The 17,728-nt window shown below is 74.2% G+C and carries 13 protein-coding genes; 3 read left to right on the top strand and 10 right to left on the bottom strand.

Annotated elements, in window-relative coordinates; translation table 11 throughout:
• Nucleotides 1–67: 67 nt before the first annotated feature.
• A complete protein-coding gene (locus ACFW3D_RS22245; RefSeq protein ID WP_500506300.1) occupies nucleotides 68–499 on the bottom strand; it encodes a response regulator in 432 nt (143 codons plus the stop codon).
• Nucleotides 499–882 carry a hypothetical protein gene (locus ACFW3D_RS22240; RefSeq protein ID WP_500506185.1) on the bottom strand — a complete coding sequence of 128 codons (384 nt, stop codon included), beginning with the start codon at nucleotides 880–882 and terminating at the stop codon, nucleotides 499–501. The genes ACFW3D_RS22245 and ACFW3D_RS22240 overlap by 1 nt, the downstream gene beginning before the upstream one ends.
• A gap of 137 nt (nucleotides 883–1,019) precedes the next feature.
• On the opposite strand from ACFW3D_RS22240, the gene ACFW3D_RS22235 reads away from it, so the two are divergent.
• A complete protein-coding gene (locus tag ACFW3D_RS22235) occupies nucleotides 1,020–2,684 on the top strand; it encodes a sensor histidine kinase (RefSeq protein ID WP_500506298.1) in 1,665 nt (554 codons plus the stop codon).
• Nucleotides 2,681–3,982, top strand: a complete 1,302-nt coding sequence (locus tag ACFW3D_RS22230; RefSeq protein ID WP_500506183.1) for a PP2C family protein-serine/threonine phosphatase — start codon at nucleotides 2,681–2,683, stop codon at nucleotides 3,980–3,982. Before ACFW3D_RS22235 ends, ACFW3D_RS22230 begins: the two co-directional genes overlap by 4 nt.
• A 232-nt stretch (nucleotides 3,983–4,214) precedes the next feature.
• On the opposite strand, the gene ACFW3D_RS22225 is transcribed toward ACFW3D_RS22230, so the two are convergent.
• Nucleotides 4,215–5,150, bottom strand: a complete 936-nt coding sequence (locus ACFW3D_RS22225) for a Ppx/GppA phosphatase family protein (protein WP_500506181.1) — start codon at nucleotides 5,148–5,150, stop codon at nucleotides 4,215–4,217.
• Between the two features lie 262 nt (nucleotides 5,151–5,412).
• A complete protein-coding gene (locus ACFW3D_RS22220) occupies nucleotides 5,413–6,720 on the bottom strand; it encodes an amidohydrolase (protein WP_500506178.1) in 1,308 nt (435 codons plus the stop codon).
• 210 nt (nucleotides 6,721–6,930) lie between these two features.
• On the opposite strand from ACFW3D_RS22220, the gene ACFW3D_RS22215 reads away from it, so the two are divergent.
• Entirely contained in the window at nucleotides 6,931–7,104 is a 174-nt protein-coding gene (locus tag ACFW3D_RS22215) for a thiazolylpeptide-type bacteriocin (protein WP_089228050.1), read from the top strand.
• Nucleotides 7,105–7,189: 85 nt separating this feature from the next.
• On the opposite strand, the gene ACFW3D_RS22210 is transcribed toward ACFW3D_RS22215, so the two are convergent.
• The 6 genes from ACFW3D_RS22210 to ACFW3D_RS22185 form a co-directional block, all read right to left on the bottom strand.
• Entirely contained in the window at nucleotides 7,190–9,121 is a 1,932-nt protein-coding gene (locus ACFW3D_RS22210) for a TOMM precursor leader peptide-binding protein (protein WP_500506176.1), read from the bottom strand.
• Nucleotides 9,118–9,879, bottom strand: a complete 762-nt coding sequence (locus ACFW3D_RS22205) for an ABC transporter permease (RefSeq protein WP_500506173.1) — start codon at nucleotides 9,877–9,879, stop codon at nucleotides 9,118–9,120. The genes ACFW3D_RS22210 and ACFW3D_RS22205 overlap by 4 nt, the downstream gene beginning before the upstream one ends.
• Nucleotides 9,880–9,881: 2 nt before the next feature.
• Nucleotides 9,882–10,796 carry an ABC transporter ATP-binding protein gene (locus tag ACFW3D_RS22200; protein ID WP_500506295.1) on the bottom strand — a complete coding sequence of 305 codons (915 nt, stop codon included), beginning with the start codon at nucleotides 10,794–10,796 and terminating at the stop codon, nucleotides 9,882–9,884.
• Between the two features lie 1,370 nt (nucleotides 10,797–12,166).
• A complete protein-coding gene (locus ACFW3D_RS22195) occupies nucleotides 12,167–13,270 on the bottom strand; it encodes a lantibiotic dehydratase C-terminal domain-containing protein (protein ID WP_500506170.1) in 1,104 nt (367 codons plus the stop codon).
• A complete protein-coding gene (locus ACFW3D_RS22190; protein WP_500506168.1) occupies nucleotides 13,267–16,035 on the bottom strand; it encodes a lantibiotic dehydratase in 2,769 nt (922 codons plus the stop codon). Before ACFW3D_RS22190 ends, ACFW3D_RS22195 begins: the two co-directional genes overlap by 4 nt.
• A complete protein-coding gene (locus ACFW3D_RS22185) occupies nucleotides 16,032–17,678 on the bottom strand; it encodes a nitroreductase family protein (protein ID WP_500506165.1) in 1,647 nt (548 codons plus the stop codon). Before ACFW3D_RS22185 ends, ACFW3D_RS22190 begins: the two co-directional genes overlap by 4 nt.
• Nucleotides 17,679–17,728 lie beyond the last annotated feature (50 nt).

The raw sequence follows: 17,728 nt of genomic DNA, 5'->3' as shown, positions 1-17,728 counted from the left end.
GTCAGGCGCGGCCAGCCGTCCGTCTACCCCGTTTTCCGCGGCTGACGCCCACCCGCTTCCGGCCGCCTCACCGGCGGGGCAGTTTGGTGACCGTGTCCAGGTAGAAGGCGTCGATGCTGCGCACCGCCCGCTCGAAGTCGTCCAGGTTGACCGGCTTGGTGACGTACGCGTTGGCGTGCTGCCGGTAGGCGCCGGTCACGTCGTCGGGCGCCGCGGAGGTCGTGAGGACGACCACGGGGATCGCGCGCAGCTCCTCGTCGCCCTTGAGGATCGCCAGCAGCTCGTGGCCGTTCATCCGCGGCATGTTGAGGTCGAGGACGATCAGGTCGGGGTGCCGGTTGGCCGGGTCGCGCAGGTACTCCAGTGCGGCGAGGCCGTCCTCGACCTGGGTGAGGTTGCGGGCGCCGCGCTCGGCGAGGGCGTCCCCGATGAGCATGGCGTCCGCGGGGTCGTCCTCGACCAGCAGCACGTCATAGGGGCGGGCGGGGGCGATCATCATCATTGGCTCCGGGTCCGGTCGGTGCGCCGCGGGGGACGGTGGGGGGTGTCGCTGGTCACCAGGCCGGGCCAGCGGCGGCGGGCGCCCTGGCGGCTGATGTTGCAGGCTCGGCCGATCTGGGGGTATCCGGCACCTGCGGCGGCCGCCTGCTCGGCCGCGAGGTTCTCCAGGTGCCCGATCGCCTGCTGGAGGAGGTTGAGCATGTGCAGGTACGCCAGGGCCTCTCCCCGTGCTTCGGTACCGTCGTCGGCGGCGGTACCGGGGACGGTGAGCGGGCGGAGGGCGCGACGTGCCAGGCGCCGGGCGAGGTCGTCGACCGCGCCGATCGCCAGTGCGGCGAGATCCTCCTCCGGCAGACGCGGAGCGAAGTGGGTGCCAGGCATGGCCCCCACCTTAGGACCTGCCGAAACGCACGACAACAAGTGTTGTCGCAGGGCCGTTACAGTGGGTTCCGCCCTCGGGCATCCGGCGGCGGAGAGGGAAGCGGAGGACGCACAGCGTGGCAACGGGCGAGGGAATCGTGCAGGCGGCCGGCGGTCCGGAGGCGGCGTACGTCCCCGACGACGCCCGCGGTCCGGGACGGCTGTCGGCGTGGACGACCCGCCGGTGGCTCCGCGTCGGTGTGAGCCTCGCCCTCGCGGTGCTCGCCGTGCTCGGCGCGCTCGGGATATGGGCGCTGAACCGGAGCACCTCGCTGACCGACCAGCTGGTGGACCAGCGCTCCCCGGCCCTGGTCAACGCCATCCGGCTGGAGGCGGCGCTGGTGAACCAGGAGACCGGCGTCCGCGGGTACGGGCTGAGCGGGCAGCGGCAGTTCCTCGACCCGTACACCCAGGGCCTGGCGGACGAGCGGACCGCCCTCGACCGGCTGCGTCCCCTCGTCCAGGGCGACGCCCGGGCCCGTACCGACCTCGACGGCGTGACGGCCGCGGCCGGCGCCTGGCAGGGACTGATCGCGCGGCCGGTCGCCGCCGCCCCCGCCGTACCGGGGGAGCCGGTGCCGCTCGCCGTGCAGCGGGCCGACGAGGGCAGGACCGCCTTCGACCGGGTCCGCGACGCCCTCAGCCGCCAGCAGGAGCACCTGCGGCAGGCCCGCATCACCGCCGGCACCCAGCTCGACGCCGCCGTGCGGCTGCGCAACGGGGTGTTCACCGCCATCGCCGTGGTCATCGTGCTCCTGGCGGTACTCGTCTTCGAGGGGCTGCGCCGCGGCATCAACCGTCCCCTGGAACGGCTCGGCGCCGACGTCCGGCACGTGACGCGGGGCCGCTTCGACGACCCCATCACCGCGACCGGCCCGGCCGACCTGCGGCGGCTCGGCCGGGACGTCGAGGCCATGCGGCGCAGGCTCGCGGAGGAGCTCTCCTTCGCCGAACGGGCGCGGGAACTCCTCGACGAGCAGTCGGCCGAGCTGAAGCGCTCCAATGCCGAGCTGGAGCAGTTCGCCTACGTCGCCTCGCACGACCTGCAGGAGCCGCTGCGGAAGGTGTCGAGCTTCACCCAGCTCCTGCAGCGCCGCTACGGGGACCAGCTGGACGAGCGCGCCGACCAGTACATCGCGTTCGCCGTCGACGGCGCGAACCGCATGCAGACCCTCATCAACGACCTGCTGGCCTTCTCCCGGGTGGGCCGGGTCCACAACCAGCAGAACACCGTGGACCTCGAGCGGATCGCCGACGGCACGCAGGACGCCCTGAGCGTCGCCCTGGAGGAGTCCGGCGCGGAGATCACCCGCGACCCGCTGCCCACGGTGGTCGGCGACGCCACACAACTGGGCATGCTCTGGCAGAACCTGATCTCCAACGCGGTGAAGTTCCGCCACCCCGACCGGGCGCCGCGCATCCACGTGGAGGCCCGGCGCGACGGCGACCTGTGGCGGTTCTCCGTCACCGACAACGGCATCGGCATCGACCCCGAATTCGCCGAGAAGGTGTTCGTGATCTTCCAGCGGCTGCACACCAAGGACGCCTACCCGGGCAACGGGATCGGGCTGGCGATGTGCAAGAAGATCGTCGAGTTCCACGGCGGCAGCATCGGCATCGACCCGGAGTACGGCCCCGGCACGCGCATGGCCTTCACTCTCCCCGCACAGCAGCCCGGCCCGGGGCCCGAGTCCGAGACCGAGACCGAGACCGGGCTCGCCGCGGCGGACGGCGACGGGGGCACGGGGGAGCCCCGACCGTGACGGCACCCCCCACACCGCTCGCTCCCGTGACGCACCACAGGATCCTGCTCGTCGAGGACGACGCCGGTGACGCCCTGCTGGTGACCGAACTGCTCGCCGACACCTCCCTGCGGTACACCCTCGTCTGGCACAAGACCCTCGCCGACGCCTGCCACGAGCTGTCCCGGCGGCCCGCCGACTGCGTCCTGCTCGATCTGCACCTGCCCGACGCCGCGGGCCTCGGCGCCGTCGCCGAGATCCAGCGCGCCGACCCCGGTACCGCCGTCATCGTGCTGACCGGCCTGGCCGAGGGGCAGGCCGGTTCCGAGGCCCTCGCCACCGGCGCCCAGGACTACCTCGTCAAGGGCAGGGTCGAGCCGGAACTCCTGCAGCGCGCCGTGCGCTACGCGGTCCAGCGCAAGCAGGTCGAACGGGCCGGTGCCGACCTGCAGGCCGGCCGCCTGCGGGCGCAGGAGAACGCCCGCCTCGAACGGGGCCTGCTGCCGCAGCCGCTGCTGACCACCCCCGTCGTCACCGCCACCAGCCGCTACCTCCCGGGACGGGAGAGCGCACTGCTGGGCGGCGACTTCCTCGACGTGGTGCAGACCGACGACGGGCGCGTCCACGCCGTGATCGGCGACGTCAGCGGCCACGGACCGGACGCCGCGGCACTCGGCGTCTGCCTGCGCATCGCCTGGCGCGCGCTGACCCTTGGCGGCCACCACGGCCCGGAACTCCTGCGCCTGCTCGAGCGGATGCTCGTCGCGGAACGCTCGCACCCCGACCTGTTCACCACGTGCACCCTGCTCACGCTGGACTTCGCCGGGTCCCGGGCCACGGTGCACCTGGCCGGGCACCACGAGCCCCTGCTGACCACCGGCGGCGTCACGCGGCCGGCCGAAGCGGTCCACGGCGTCGCCCTCGGCATCGCGCCGGGCCTGGACCAGTGGCCCGCCACCGTCCTGGACCTGCCGGAGCGCGGCACCCTGACCCTCTACACCGACGGTCTCATCGAAGGCCACGCGGGCCCCGGCGCTGAGCGGCTCGGCTCGGAGGGCCTGCTGCGTCTGCTGGCCCGGACCCCCGTGACGGGGCCGGACGCCCATCTCGACGCGCTGATCGGGCAGGTCCGCGACCTCAACGAGGAACGCCACACGGACGACCTGGCGGTGCTGCGCCTTGACTGGGACGTGACGGCGGCCTGCGGTGCCGCCGTGCCCGCGCAGGCCGGCGGCGGCACGATCGGGCCCCGCCTGTCCGGCCCGGTGCCGGAACCCCCGCCGGACCGCGACTTCGGTACGCCGGCCCGCGACAGCTGACGGGCTGGGCCGTGTCGTCGAACGAGCTCCCCGGCGTGCGCCGGGAGGTGCCCCAGTGCGGTGCATCGCAGGGCAGAGCGTCGTCCTCGTAGTGGGCTGCTCGGACGATTCGACAACTCCGCCGGGCCGAAGGCCGGGGGAGAGCACATGACCGCACGACCTGGCCCCGGCAGGTGCGCCGGCACCGGCGGAAGAGACCCCGACGGTGACCGCGTCGGCCCCGCCGCCCCGTTCAGACGGCGCGGCGGGGCGCGGCCGGGGCCACTGAGTCCAGGCGCTCCAGGAGCAGCCCCTCGCGCGTGGACCAGGGGCAGATCTCCACGCTGTCCACGCCGCACATCTCCATCAGGGTCTCGGCCACCAGTGCCCCCGCCAGCGACTGACCGGCCCGGTGGCGTGAGATGCCCGGGAGCTTGGCGCGGCCCGCCGGGTCCTTGGCGGCCAGGACCGGCACGATCTCCCGCACCTGTTGCAGCGACAGCCGGTCCGGGCCCTCGTCGGACGTGCCGCGGGCGGCCGCGAGCCGCGCCAGCTGGGTGAACGTCTTCGAGGAGGCCAGCACCCGGCCGTCCCGCGGTGCCCGCGGCAGGGTGTCGCCCAGCTCGCCGACCGACGCGCGCAGACGGTCGCGGACCTCGTGCAGCCGCCGTTTGGAGGTCACCGCGTCCACCAGGTCCCAGCGCCGGTTGACGGCGCGGGCCCCGAGGGGGAACGAGTGGACCGCCCGCGGCTGCTCCCCGGTGCCGTCCGCGATCTCCACCGTGCCGCCCCCGATGTCCAGCACCAGCAGCGGCTGGCCGTCCTCCCCGGCCCACTGGCGGGCTGCCACGTAGGCCAGCCGGGCCTCCTCCTCGCCCGACAGGACCCGCAGCCGCGTGCCGGTGCTCCGGGCGACCTGCGCGATGACCTCGTCACGGTTCGGCGCGTCCCGGATGACGGAGGTGGCGAAGGCGTACACGGAGGGCAGCGAGTGCCCTCCGTCCGCCGCCAGGGTCCGGGCCACCGCGTGCTGGACGCTGCGCACGCCCGACCGGTCGAGCCGCCCCGCCGCGTCGAGCGTCTCGTGCAGCCGCAGCCGCACCTTGCGCGCCAGCACCGGTTCCAGCGGCGAGTCGTCCCGCCGTTCCACGACCGTCAGCAGGGCGCTGTGGCACCCGACGTCGAGCACTCCCGTTCTGCGTACCTTCCGTTGTGTCTTCAATCCCTGCCTCCACCCCGTTGTGGCATCGCATCTACCTCATTCCCCTCAACGACGGCTGTTCCTCCCGGGCGACGGGCAGCACGCCGTCCCATTCAGGGTCCGGCCCGCCGCCAAGTCAAGATCTTTTGACGAGATAGTTGCGGAGAGCACACAGCCGCTCACGGCCCCCGACGTGCCGCTGGAGCCCGTGGAGGGGAGAATTCCGCCCGGATGCCGGGCCGTTGACGGGTCACCGGGCCGGTCGCGCCAGTTGCGCCAGAGCGGCCGACGTCAGTGCGGTGACGCCCGCGGGGACGGCGAGCCGGGGGTCGGGACGGAACGCGGGGGAGTGGTTGGGGGGCAGGGCCGCCATCTTGGCCGCGGCCCCCTCACCCGGGGTCCGCGCCCACTGCTCCGGGCCGACGCAGCCCAGCATCCAGTAGGCGGTGCGAACGTGACCCGCCCCGTGGAGCGCGGCACCCGCCGGGCCGTACAGCGGGAAGTCCTCGGTGGCCGTGGACGCCGGCCAGACGGCCACGCGCCCCGCGCCCAGGGTCTCCTCGTGCGCCCGCCGTACGGCCGCGGCCGTGCCCGGGTCCGCAAGCGTGGGATGCGACGTCGCGAGGACCCGGACGGAGGGTTCGCGCGGGCAGCCGGAGGCCGCGCACTCGGCGGTGACGATGCGCCGCACGGCCGCCGTGACACGCTCCAGCGCCTCGTCGCCGAACGCGCGCACCGAGACCTCCAGCGTCGCCGACGGCGGCACGACGTTGCCCCGCGTGCCGGCGTGCAGTGAACCGACCGTCAGCACCACCTGCTCGGCCGGACTCGTCTCCCGCGACACCACGGTCTGCAGGCGCAGCACGATCGCGGCCGCGGCGACCACCGGGTCCACCGCCAGGTGCGGGCTGGCCGCGTGGCCGCCCGAGCCGTGCACGACGACCTCCAGCAGCCGGCTGCCCGCCAGCACCGGTCCGTGCGCGTGGGCGACCATCCCGGCCGGCAGCGGTGCGGTGTGCTGCGCCAGGACGGCGTCGGGGACCGGGAAGCGGGTGTACAGGCCGTCCTCCAGCATGGCGCGGGCACCGCCGAGGGTCTCCTCCGCCGGCTGCCCTACCGTCACCAGGGTGCCCGACCAGTGACCGGTGGCGGCCGCGAGCAGCGTCGCGGTACCGCCGAGGCACGCCAGGTGCAGGTCGTGCCCGCACGCGTGCATGACGGGCACCGGGCGGCCCTCCGCGTCGAGGCCGACGGCCTCGCTGGCGTAGGGCAGGCCGGTGGCCTCCAGGACCGGCAGCGCGTCCAGTTCGGCGCGCAGCATCACCACCGGGCCGGGACCGTTGCGGAGCACGCCGACCACGCCGTGTCCGCCGACGCCGGTGGTGACGTCGAGCCCGGCGCCTTGCAGTCGCTGCGCGTGCCGGGCAGCGGTGCGCTCCTCCGCACCGGACAGTTCGGGATGCCGGTGCAGGTCGAGGTAGTCGGCGATGGTGGGCCGCAGCACCGCGGGCAGGCCGCCGAGGACGGGGCCGTACGCACCGTTCGTGGAAGGGCTCACAGCTGGCTCCTGTCGAAGGGGAAGCGGGGCGGGAGGCCTGACAGCGGGGTGACAGCGGGACGCGCACGGATCTGCCAGCGCCACCCCTTAGAAAGGAACCCGGGTACGGCGCACGGGTGTGCGGTTGTCCGCAACCGGCGCCCGGAGCCGCGCCCTTGTCGTCGCGTTCACCGATGGGCCGACCGGCCCGTTCCCTCAGGAGGAGACACGATGCCGCAGAACTCGCTGGAGTCGCTCGCCCAGGAGATCCTGGAGCTGGAGTCCGAGACCTTCGAGATCACCGACTACTCGGACGCGAGCGAGGTCATGCTGGGCTCGTCGACCAGCTGCTCGAGCACCAGCACCTGCTCCAGCACCACCAGCACCACCAGCTGCACCGCCTGATCCTCCGGATCCGGGTCATCGCCCTCTGCGCCGCGGCACGCACCGCCGCGCAGAGGGCTTTGCCGTGCTCCGTCCCGGTCGGGGATCAGGGGAACGGGTGGGGGACGCGCCGCAGTTCGTCCTCCCCGAGGTCCGTCCCGCGCAGCCCCGCCCGGCGGAACGCCGAGCGCAGCCGGGGCATGTGCAGGGCACGCTGCCGGGTCCAGCCGAAGTCGATCGGCAGCAGCCCGGGGACCAGGGTGGACACGGTGCGCAGACCCAGTCTCTCCTGCTCCGGCGTCGTCTGGTCGACGGCGATCACGTCGAACCCCGCCCCGGTGAGGACGTCCCGGCACAGCCGGACGTCGTCGAGGAGGTCCCCGGTGCGCGGCAGTCGCCGCTCCCAGTCCGCGTACAGCTCACCCAGCGGACGTACGGCGGCCGGCCGCAGGTACGAGGCGGCGTGCACCGCCATCTCGGGCAGCCCGAAGAGCGCGGCATGGTCGGGCAGCCGCCGCACGAGCCCGAAGTCGCGGGCCATGGCAGCCAGTTCTCGCGGACGTTCGCGGACCTGCCCCGGCAGGTGGGGGATGTAGGTGAGGATCTCGGACACCGCCGACTCCACCGCGGTCTCCGGGTCGAAGGCCGCGCCCGCCGCGAAGGCCAGCGTGCCGGGGCCGCCGTCGCGGCGTACCGCGAGTCCGGTGGCGACCGGCACCGGCAGGTCCACCCGGTTGTCGAAGACGTGCACGTCGTATCCCTGCAGGGCGGCCCGGTCGACCATGGCGCGGATCGCCCCGCGGGTGCAGGATCCGAGGTCGATCTCCGTCAGCGGTGCGTTGCCGTACCAGCCGAGCAGGAAGGAGTCGCGCTCGATCAGCTCCAGCAGCCCGAACAGGACCGCCTCCTCCCAGCAGCTGCCGATGGCGCAGCCGTTGGAGCACTCGAAGACGAAGTTGTCCGCCGCCAGGCCCGCGCTGTAGTGGACGAGCCGGGCCGGGACGAGGACCGGCCTTTCGTCGCGCAGCGACCAGCCCCGCACCCACGGGATGGGGCGGTCCGGCGCGAACGGGCTCAGCATCGGGTCGTCGCGGTACGTCTCCGGCGCGTACAGGCCGCACTCGCGCGGATCGAGCGCCCGGTCGCCGAGAACGTCGTACGCCTCCGTCAGCAGCGGCCCGCGGCGCCGCCGGTGGGTGCCCGCGTAACGCTCCAGGCCCTCCAGGAAGGCCAGGTCACGGCTGGCCCGGAAGGAGTTGGCCTGGCCGCTCCAGGTGACGTCGGTCAGGCCCGCGTAGCCGCGCATGAAGACGCTCCCGGCGACCGGGGCGGTCGTCGGCGACTTCACGTCCGTCCAGGTGGTGGCGCCGAGGACCCCGCACACCGGGTTGGCCAGGGCATCGGCGGGCAGGCCGTACGAGCGCGGGGAGCGCAGCCGGTACGCCTCCGGCGACGGCTTGGGCCGGGGCGGCTGCGCCGTCACCAGTTCCGCGGCCGGTTCCGCCGCCGTCCCGTCCTCCGGGACGCAGTGCGGGCACAGCGGCTCGCCCAGCAGGGGCACCGTGGTGACCTGGAGGGTCGCCAGGTCCAGCCGGGTGACGCGGGGCAGCGGCCCGGACGGACCCGCGGTCAGCGCCCGCTCGTACAGGGAGGAGACGGCGTCGACGACGTAGCCGGGCAGGGCCGGCCACTCGCCCGCCGCCCGCGTCGCCGTGCCGGTCTCCCAGGCCTCGCGCTCCGAGCGGGTGCGCAGCCGCTGCCAGCGCATGGCCAGGCACTGGCCGCACGCCCGCTCCGCGGGGTCGGTGCCGCGCCAGGGGCCGATGAGCACGGCGTCCCAGGTGAGGTGGATCGTGGCGGCCGGGCGCTCGGCGCGGTGCGGATCGCGCCCGGGGACGAGGGAGTCGGCGGTGCCGAGCGGCACCACCCGCGGCGGCGCCGCGGGGTGGCGTTCGGCGAGGGCCGCGCGCAGCGCGCGGGCGGCGGTGTCCATCAGCGCCGCGGGCGGCGCCGTCGTGGGGGCGAGGTCGGCGGTCATCGGCGATTGCTCCAACGGAAGGTCCTGCCGGCGACCAGCGCGAACAGTGCTGCGAAACCGATGAGTCCGGCGCAGGACAGGGCGTAGTCGCCCGCGCTGCCGTGGTGGGTCTCCGACAGGACGCCGAGGACCCCGTCGTTGAAGTAGCGCAGCGGCAGGGCCAGGGACAGGTCGCGCACCCACGCCGGCATCAGGTCGGCCGGGAAGAACGAACCGGACAGGAACGCCATCGGCACCATGATGCAGTTGGCGATCGCCGCGACCGCCTCGGGTGTGTCCGCGAGGCTGCCCACCACCAGCCCCAGCGCCATGAACGTGGTGATGCCGAGCACCAGCACCGGGATCACCAGCGGCCAGCCCGAGGCCAGTTGCAGCCCGAATCCCGGCAGCAGCGCCACGCCGATGAACAGTGCGGCCTGCACCAGCCCCACCCCCACGGCTATGGCGTAGCGCGAGGCCAGCACGGACGTCAGCGAGGCGGGCGTGCGCCAGATGAGCCGCAGGATGTCGTCACGGCGCCAGTGCATCAGCGTGAAGGCCACGCCGAACATGGCCGCGTTGCCGACGCCCCACGACAGCACGCCGGGGGCGATGTAGTTGATGTAGGGAGGGCCGTCGTCCTTGACGGTCTGGCCCTGGAAGATCAGGCCGAAGACGATCAGGAAGAGGAGGGGGAAGGCGAAGGTGAAGAAGACGGTGGTCTTGTCCCGGACCGCGGCACGGTAGTTGGCCCGGGTCAGTGCGGCGTACGCGCTCACGGTCAGTGCTCCGATCCGGTCAGGGCGAGGTAGGCGTCCTCCAGGGTCGCGGTGCGGGTCTGCACCGCGTCGGGCCCGGCGATCTCGTTGACGGCGACGATCACCTGGCCGGCCACCCGGGTCTCCATGACGACCTCGCCGTTGTCCACCTCCGCGCGGTCCACGCCGTCGATGGCCAGGGCGCGTTCGACGGTGATGCGGTCGGCGGGCACCAGCACGCGGGTCGGTGCCTTGAGGGAACGCACCAGGTTGGCGGGCGTGTCCAGGGCTATCACCCTGCCGTGGGACATGATCGCCACCCGGTCGCAGAGGGCCTCGGCCTCGTCGAGGTGGTGCGTGGTGTGGACGATGGTGCGCCCCTGACCCTTCAGGCCCCGCAGCAGACTCCACAGCGAGCGCCGGGCCTCCGGGTCGAGTGCGGCCGTCGGCTCGTCCAGCATGATCAGTTCGGGCTCGTGGACGAGCGCGGTGGCGATCGCCAGACGCTGGCGCTGCCCACCGGAGAGGTCGTCGACGCCCGTGCCGCCCTGTTCGCCGAGCCCCACCTCGTTCAGCGCGCGGTCGGCGGCCTCGGGGCCGAGGCCGTACAGCGTGGCGACGGTCCGCAGGTGCTCCAGCGCGGAGAGCCGGGTGAAGAACGCGGAGGCCTGGGTCTGGACACCGAGCCGCCGCAGCAGCTCGGTGTTGCGCGGCCACGGGGACGAACCGAGCACGGAGACGGTGCCGCCGTCGGCGCGCCGCAGCCCCTCGACCATCTCGATGAGGGTGGTCTTCCCGGCGCCGTTCGGCCCGAGGATGCCGAAGAACTCCCCGCGGCGCACGGTGAGCGACACCCCGTCCACGGCCTTCAGGTCGCCGTAGCTCTTGCGCACGTCGTCGATCACCACGGCCTCGGCGGCCGGTTCCACTGGCGTCATCACTTGTTCCCTTGGTTCCCTTGCTGGGTGATGGTCGTCGCCGGCCGTCTTCCGCGGCAGGTGCGCGGTCACGGCGGGCGCGGTACCGGGTGGCCGCGCGGACCGCCGCGCGCCCTCGTCCCCGTCCGGCGGTGTGTGCTGGAGGCGCCCGGCGCGCGCGGCCAGGCCCAGCCGCCACAGCACGACGGCGGCCAGGAGGAGGAGCACCGGGGCCCAGCCGCCCACGGTGCCGTAGCGGTCGGCCAGCGTCCTGGCGGCCCGGAGCAGGAGCAGCGCGGCGGCTCCCGTGGTCAGGACCCCGGCCGCCAGGCCGTACGCGGTGTAGACGGCACGCGCCCGCGGCGGGTAGCCGCCGGTGCCCGGGCCGCGGCCGAACCGGCCCGCGACGGCCGCGCCCAGGTAGGTGCGGCTGCCGGCGGCGAGCCGCTCCACGCCCAGGCCGTACCCGAGCAGCTTGTAGCCGTCCAGCGGGGGCAGCGGCAGGAGGTTGGCGAGCGCGAAGACCAGGCCCACCAGCAGCGCGCCGCCGAGCGCGGAGTGCCATGCTCCGGGCGGTGCCCACACCCACAGCGGCCAGAGCGGCAGCAGGAGGACGAGGTTCATGGCGGGTCCGGCGGCGGCGGTCGCCATCTGGTGGCGGCGCCGGGCGAAGAACGGTACGTCCTGCACCAGGCAGTACATGTACGTCACCGGCAGGCGCCAGCGCAGCCCGATCTCCGTGACGGTGCCGCCGAAGGCGCGGCCCACCAGGCCGTGCGCCAGCTCGTGCAGAGCCATGCTGACCCAGAGACCGACGCCCACGGCCATCAACAGCACTGGTGTGTGGGCGAGTTGGTTCATGTCGTGGACCAGTGTGCCGAACTCGGCAGCCAAATGGATCATCATCGCGCAGACCAGCAGCAGCACCGTGCCCAGGAAGAACGGTGTGCGGGCGAAGGCGGTGCGCCGGTGCAGGGCCTCGATGAGCGCCCCGGCGTCGGACACCATGCGGACGTGCCCGCTCAGCACCGTGGAGCGGCCGGGCAGGGCGCCCTTCGGCACAGGTCCGGCGGCCGCGGGCGACCCCGCCGGGGACGCGCCTTCCGCGCCGGCCAGCAGACCGCGCCCGTACAGCAGTCCGAGCAGCTGCCGCCACTGGGCCTCACCGAGCCGCGCGCCGAAGCGCCCGGCGTACGCGTCGCCGACCTCTGCCAGCGTCCGTTCCCCGTCCAGGTGGTCCAGGACGAAGAACTCCTTGGCCCGCAGCTCGAAGCGGCGGCCGCTGACCGGGTCCTTGACGGGGTGCAGTTGCGCGGCCCCGCGCAGCACAGCGGGGCCGACGAGCAGGTCCGGGCGCCGCCGCGGCCGCGACTCCGGCATGCCGGGAGCTCTCATCCGGTCCCTCCCGTCGTCCCGTTCGCGTCCGTGCCCTCGCGCAGGGTGCGGGCGAGCACGTAGGCGAGGAAGGCCTCGTCGCGGATGGTCACCGAGAGCCGGTTGTTGGTCATGTGCATGTACGGGGACATCAGCATCGCCAACGCGTGCCGCTCGTCGGTGATGTGGAACTCCTCGCCCCCGCTCCAGCGCCGGAACACCAGCTCGCCGTCGGCCGCCAGCCGCCGCACCCGCCCCGCCAGCTCGCGGCAGTGCACCGCCCAGCCGCGCAGGAACGCCGGCAGTTCCTCCTCGGCGCCGCGGGCGATCGCCGCCCTGACCGAGGTGAACCGGCGGCCGAGTTCCGCGCCCATGTCCGCATAGGCACGGTCGTAGCCCTTGCGGGCGGTGAAGTCGGTCTCGGCGAAGGCACCGTCCCAGAAGGCGTGGTAGCGCTCAAGGAAGTGCGCCAGCTCCTCGTCGTCGTCCAGGAAGGACGCGGACATGACCATCATCAGCTGCGCGGCCGTCCCCAGCAGCACCGTGCGGACGTGCAGGTTCATGGTGCGCAGCGCCTCGATGACCAGGTCGCTGGAGCGCTGGAAGTGCCACTCCGCCAGGGCGACGCCCGCGGGGCCGCCGTACTTGCCGTACTCCGGCTCGTACGGTTCGGGGCTCACCGAGTTGTTGTCGCGCAGCAGCATCCGGCCGTCCGGTCCGAGCAGCTTCTCGCGCTGCTCCTGCGGGTACTCCAGCTCGAACAGCGTGTTGTAGAGGTCGGCGAGGAAACCCGCCTTGACCTCGTACAGCGCCGGGCGCGTGGTGAGGAAGCGCCGCACCGCCGACAGCGCGCGTTCGCGCACCTCGGCTTCGGCGGCCGTGGAGGAGGGCTTCAGGCGCAGCCGCACGTGCGGGCCCTGCAGCCAGTAGTTGATGAAGAAGTACCCGGAGAGCAGCCCGTCCCGGGTCAGTTCGTCGACCAGCGGCCTGACGCAGTCCAGGAGCAGCGGCCGCGGGCTCGCCGCGTAGAAGATGTGCAGGGCCTGCCAGTCGCCGGGCGCGCCGGGGCCGCCCGGTGCGGCGGGGCCGTCGGCGGGGCCGGTCAGGGCGGGTGAGGTCATGCCCGCTCACCATGTCCTTCCTCGTCGGGTACGGGGTTTGCCGGGCCGGTGGGGAAGAGCTCCACCGCGAGTTCCGCGACGTGCCGGCCGCGGTCCGAGGTGACGTGCAGGTCGTCCTCGGCGGGCAGCATCTCCTCCAGCACGACGCGCCCCGCGGGGTCCTTCACCAGGCCCTCCAGGGCCAGCAGCGACAACGGGCCGTCGAAGTCGACGTAGTGCGGCTTGGAACCGCCGGCCCAGCCCGCGGGCGCCCCGGCGCCGGGCAGCACCGTCGCGAAGGCCCGGGCGGGGACGCCGTGCCGCCGACGCCAGCGCTGCCAGCGCAGGAACCAGTCGGCATCGTCCTCCCCGGCGGTGCGCCGCGGCAGCGCCGTCGCGTCGGCGGTCCAGCGGCGCCGGCTCAGCACGACCGAGCCGTGGCGGACCCTCGGCCGTGTCGTCACCCCGTCGACGGCGGGCGCCTCGGGGACGCCGGTCCACACGTCGAGCGCCGTCTTGGAGGTGGGGGAGAGCAGCAGCAGGGTGCGGGGGATCTCGGGGAGCACCATCGGCACCAGATAGCCCAGGTAGAGCGGGACCACCTCCTTGCCGAGCCGGCGCGAGCGCACGACCAGCCGGTCCTCGGCCGTGTCGTGCTCGACGAAGAGGTCGTCGAGGTGGATCCGGGCCCCCGGGGGTGCCGAGCCGGTCTCCCCGGGGCACAGGATCTGGTAGTCCGTCAGCCGCCCGTGCAGGTTCAGGTTGGTGGTCGCCGAGCCCGCGGTGATCTCGGCGAAGACCGCGCCCTCCGGCTGCGCGGCGCGCAGCGTGGTGAGCAGGCGCTCCGACAGACCGGGGGAGTCGGCCGCGGTGTCGAAGCAGTGGGTGAAACGCGTGAAGGGGAAGCACAGGCCGCCGTAGGACCCGTTGAGGACGACCAGGGGGTCCCCGGCCCGGTCGGCGAGTTGCAGGAAGTGGCTCTGTGGCGCGAAACCCCGGGGGAGCGGGGCGAGTTCACCGGCGACCGCGTCCACGAGGCCGTCGTCGATCCGCAGCTCCCGCGCGCCCGGGCCCGTGTCCCGGTTCCGCCACGCCTCCCGCATGCCCGCCACGAAGGCGGCCCGCGCCCGGTCCAGCGCGGTGATCTGGGGCAGGCCCAGCCAGTTCTCCTCCGGCTGGTGGCCCTCCCGGCCGTCGTGCGGGGGACGCCGGGACGTGAAGAGCAGATACTGCTCGAACAGGTCCTCGTGGAAGTCGTGGACGAGCCTCAGCAGGTCGTCGCAGCGCCCGCCCCGGCCGTAGCGGGCCAGGAAGAAGCCCTTGAAGGTCAGCCGCTGCGCCAGGGAGACGTCGAAGGCCGGCAGGATGCGGGCGAGCGAACGGAGCGGCGCCCCGGCCAGCTCCGTCCACCGGCGCAGATCGGCGGTGACCGGACCGTCCGCGGCCCGCGCGTCCTCGTACAGCAGGGTCTGCGGCAGCGTCGTCCCGGAGGTGCCCAGCGACTCCACGACGGCGGGCAGTTCGCGCCGCAGCCCGCCCAGCAGTTCACGCCGCCGGTCCAGAGGCGCGCCCGCGTAGGCCGCGACAGCCGCCGCGGTCTCCTCCAGCCTCCCGGCCAGCGCCGTGGCCCACGGCCGGCCGACCTCGCGCAGCGCCTCCCGGAAGTCCCGCAGCGGGTCGCGGCTGTGGACGTCCGGGTGGAGGGAGTTGAGCTGCACGATGCCGAGCTGCAGCAGCGCCGACAGATACCGCTCCGCCTCCTCGGCGGTCGCGCCGCGTTCACGGCACAGCCACGCCGCCAGGTCCCGGTGGCGCAGTCGCGGCCGCTCGCGCAACAGGCCGAGCAGACCCTCCAGGGCGCCGCTGCGGCGCAGGAAGAACAGCCGGTCGCGGGCCGCGTCGAAGCTGACGGCGGCCGAGTCGTCGCCCGCGGTCACCGAGCGCCGGACGAAGCGCACCCGCTCGTCGTCCAGCTCCCATCCCGAGGCCAGGGAGACCAGCAGGTCCCCGCGGCGCTCCGGGTCGGCGGCGATCGCGTCGGCCAGCCGCCGCAGCACCACCACGTTCAGCCGGGCGTGCCCCGTCCAGCGTTCGGCGACGCGGACGCTCCCGCCGGGTTCGCCGTCCGCGCGGAACTCCCCGACCGCGACACCGGTGAAGGTGCTGAACGGGCTGGTCTTGCAGGCGGTGCGGTACAGGTACGCGAGCAGCGACCGCTCGATCTTCCGGCCCCTCTTGCCGGACGCGGCCGCGTCGCCCCGGACGTAGGCGTCGAGCTGCCCGTCCAGCGTCGGCGAGGCCAGCAGCAGCCCATTCCGCAACTGCTCCCCGGCGGCGAGCTCGCGCAGAGCCGCCCGCCCCTCGCCGAACGCGGCCTCCAGCACCGTCCGGCCGAGGGCGCGCCGCTCCTCCCACGCCTGCCGGTCGCGCAGCCAGGCCGACAGCTCCACGCCCGTCGGGCCGTCCAGCCGGGCGGCGAGCGCGAGGGCGCCCGGCACGTCCTGGGGGAGGCGGTTGTTGAACACGGCACGGCGCAGCCGCAGCACTTCGCGGCGCATCGCGTCGTCGTCGTTGTCCGCGACGAGCGCGGCCAGGGGGTCGCTCAGCCGTGCGCCGGCCCCGGCGAGCCGGCGCTCCTCGTCCAGGACGTGGTTGGCCCACCGGCGGGCGTCCGGGCTGCGCAGCCGCTGCGCGGCCTCGACCGGCAGACCGGCCAGCCGCAGCATGAAGCGCGGGGACAGGGCCGCCGCATCGCGGGCGGTGGGCCGTTCGAGTGAGGTGCTCACCTGGCCTCGCCCTCCCGGACGGCCTCGTCGCCCTGCCCGCCGCGGTCCACCGCGGACGGCACGAGCTCGTAGCGGAAGTCGGCGGGGCGCGGCCGCTCGTGGCCGACGAGCATCAGCAGCAGCGGGAACTCCCCGGTGCCGGTGAGCCCGAGCTCCTCGGCGAAGGCGACGCTGTCGAAGCCGAGTGCCACGCCGCAGGCGGTCCCCGAGGCCGCGGCGGCCGTGTAGACCGCCTGAGCGGCCGCGCCGATCGCCGCGCTCACGAGCCGGTAGCCCCGGTCCCCGGCGGCGTCCAGGACGGCGTGGGTACGGACGGCCGGCACGATCACGGCGGCGGCCTGCTCCAGGTTGTAGTTGTTGAGGAAGTAGTGGTCCTGGAGGAAGGCGCCCGGCGAGCCCTCCTTCAGCAACCGCAGTTCCGCCGTCCCGCCGTCGTACGCGTACACGCCCTGAGCGACGCCCTCGACGTGGTTGACGAAGACGTACAGCGACGCCAGCCGCGGGCCGCCGGCCGGGGTGACGTCGGTTGCCAGGGCCGCGCCGGCCCGCGCCGCCTCCAGCGCGGCGGCAAGGTGCTCGGCCGCCAGCGGGCGGATGCCGGTGAACCGGCCGAAGCTGCTCCGCCGTTCCCGCAGCGCACGACGCACGCTCAACTCCATGGGCGCCGGGGGCGGCAGCGGCTGCCGCCGTCCGCCGGGCGGCACGGCGGGGGCCGCCGCGTCCTCCAGTGCCTCCGGCCCCGGACGGGCCGCGGCGCCGTCGAGCGTGGCGCGGTGCACCTGCCGCACGGTCTCGAAGCCCAGCACGCGGCGCGACCGCTCCCGCTCGGTGCGCCGGACCCCGGAGGTGGCCGCACCGCCCGCCGCGGCGGGGGCCGGGGGCCCCTCCCAGCGCAGCGGAACGACCGCGAACACCCCCTCCTCGTCCGCCTCCGCCCCCAGCAGCCGGCCCAGGCGCGGCTCGTCGAACCACAGCACCGGGTCGATCCGCAGTCCGCGGGCCTGCGCCCACATCCGCCAGGTCTGCAGCAGCGCGCCGGTGTCCATGGTCACCACGTGGTAGCTGAAGCTGTTGTACTTGAACGCGTTCTGCCAGAACTTCACGCCGAGCACGAGGAACTGGTCGGTGTCCCGGTGCAGCCCGGCGTCCCCGATCGCGGCGCGGACCTCGCCCGACACGTCGCCCGTCAGCAGCCGCCGCACGGCGTGGTGCGAGGGCGTGTAGTGGTACACGCCCGGTGTCATCGGGCCGGAGGCACCGCTGACCCAGTGCACGCCCACCGGGTACAGGCCGCCGCCGGAGGCCGTGCCGCGCGACCAGTTGGCCTGCGTGTACATCGGCAGCGTGCCCAGGTCGGTGTTGGCCTGGACGGCCAGACGGCGGCCGACCAGTCCGTACGAGTCGCGCAGCATCCCGCCGAGCAGCGGCAGCGTGAACGGGGCGTCGCCGTGCGGCCCGGCCAGGCCCCGGCCGACGCCCGCGTCGTCCGGGAAGTCCCCGTCGGGCAGCGGAAAGCGTTCCGCGCCCGGGTAGTACTTCTCCTTCCTGGGCCGGTCCACCCAGTCGGGTACGAAGTCGGCGGGCTCCATCGCGACCCTGCCGCGCCGCATCACCGCGGTCGCGTACTCATGGGTGTGCCCCATGTCCGGTCCTCTCTGTCTGCGGGTCTGCGGCTGCTGCCGCTGTGCACGGG

Source organism: Streptomyces sp. NPDC058864 (assembly GCF_042742985.1).
GTDB lineage: Bacteria > Actinomycetota > Actinomycetes > Streptomycetales > Streptomycetaceae > Actinacidiphila.
Note: the sequence above shows the minus strand (reverse complement) of the source record. Positions and strands in the feature narration are given on the sequence as shown.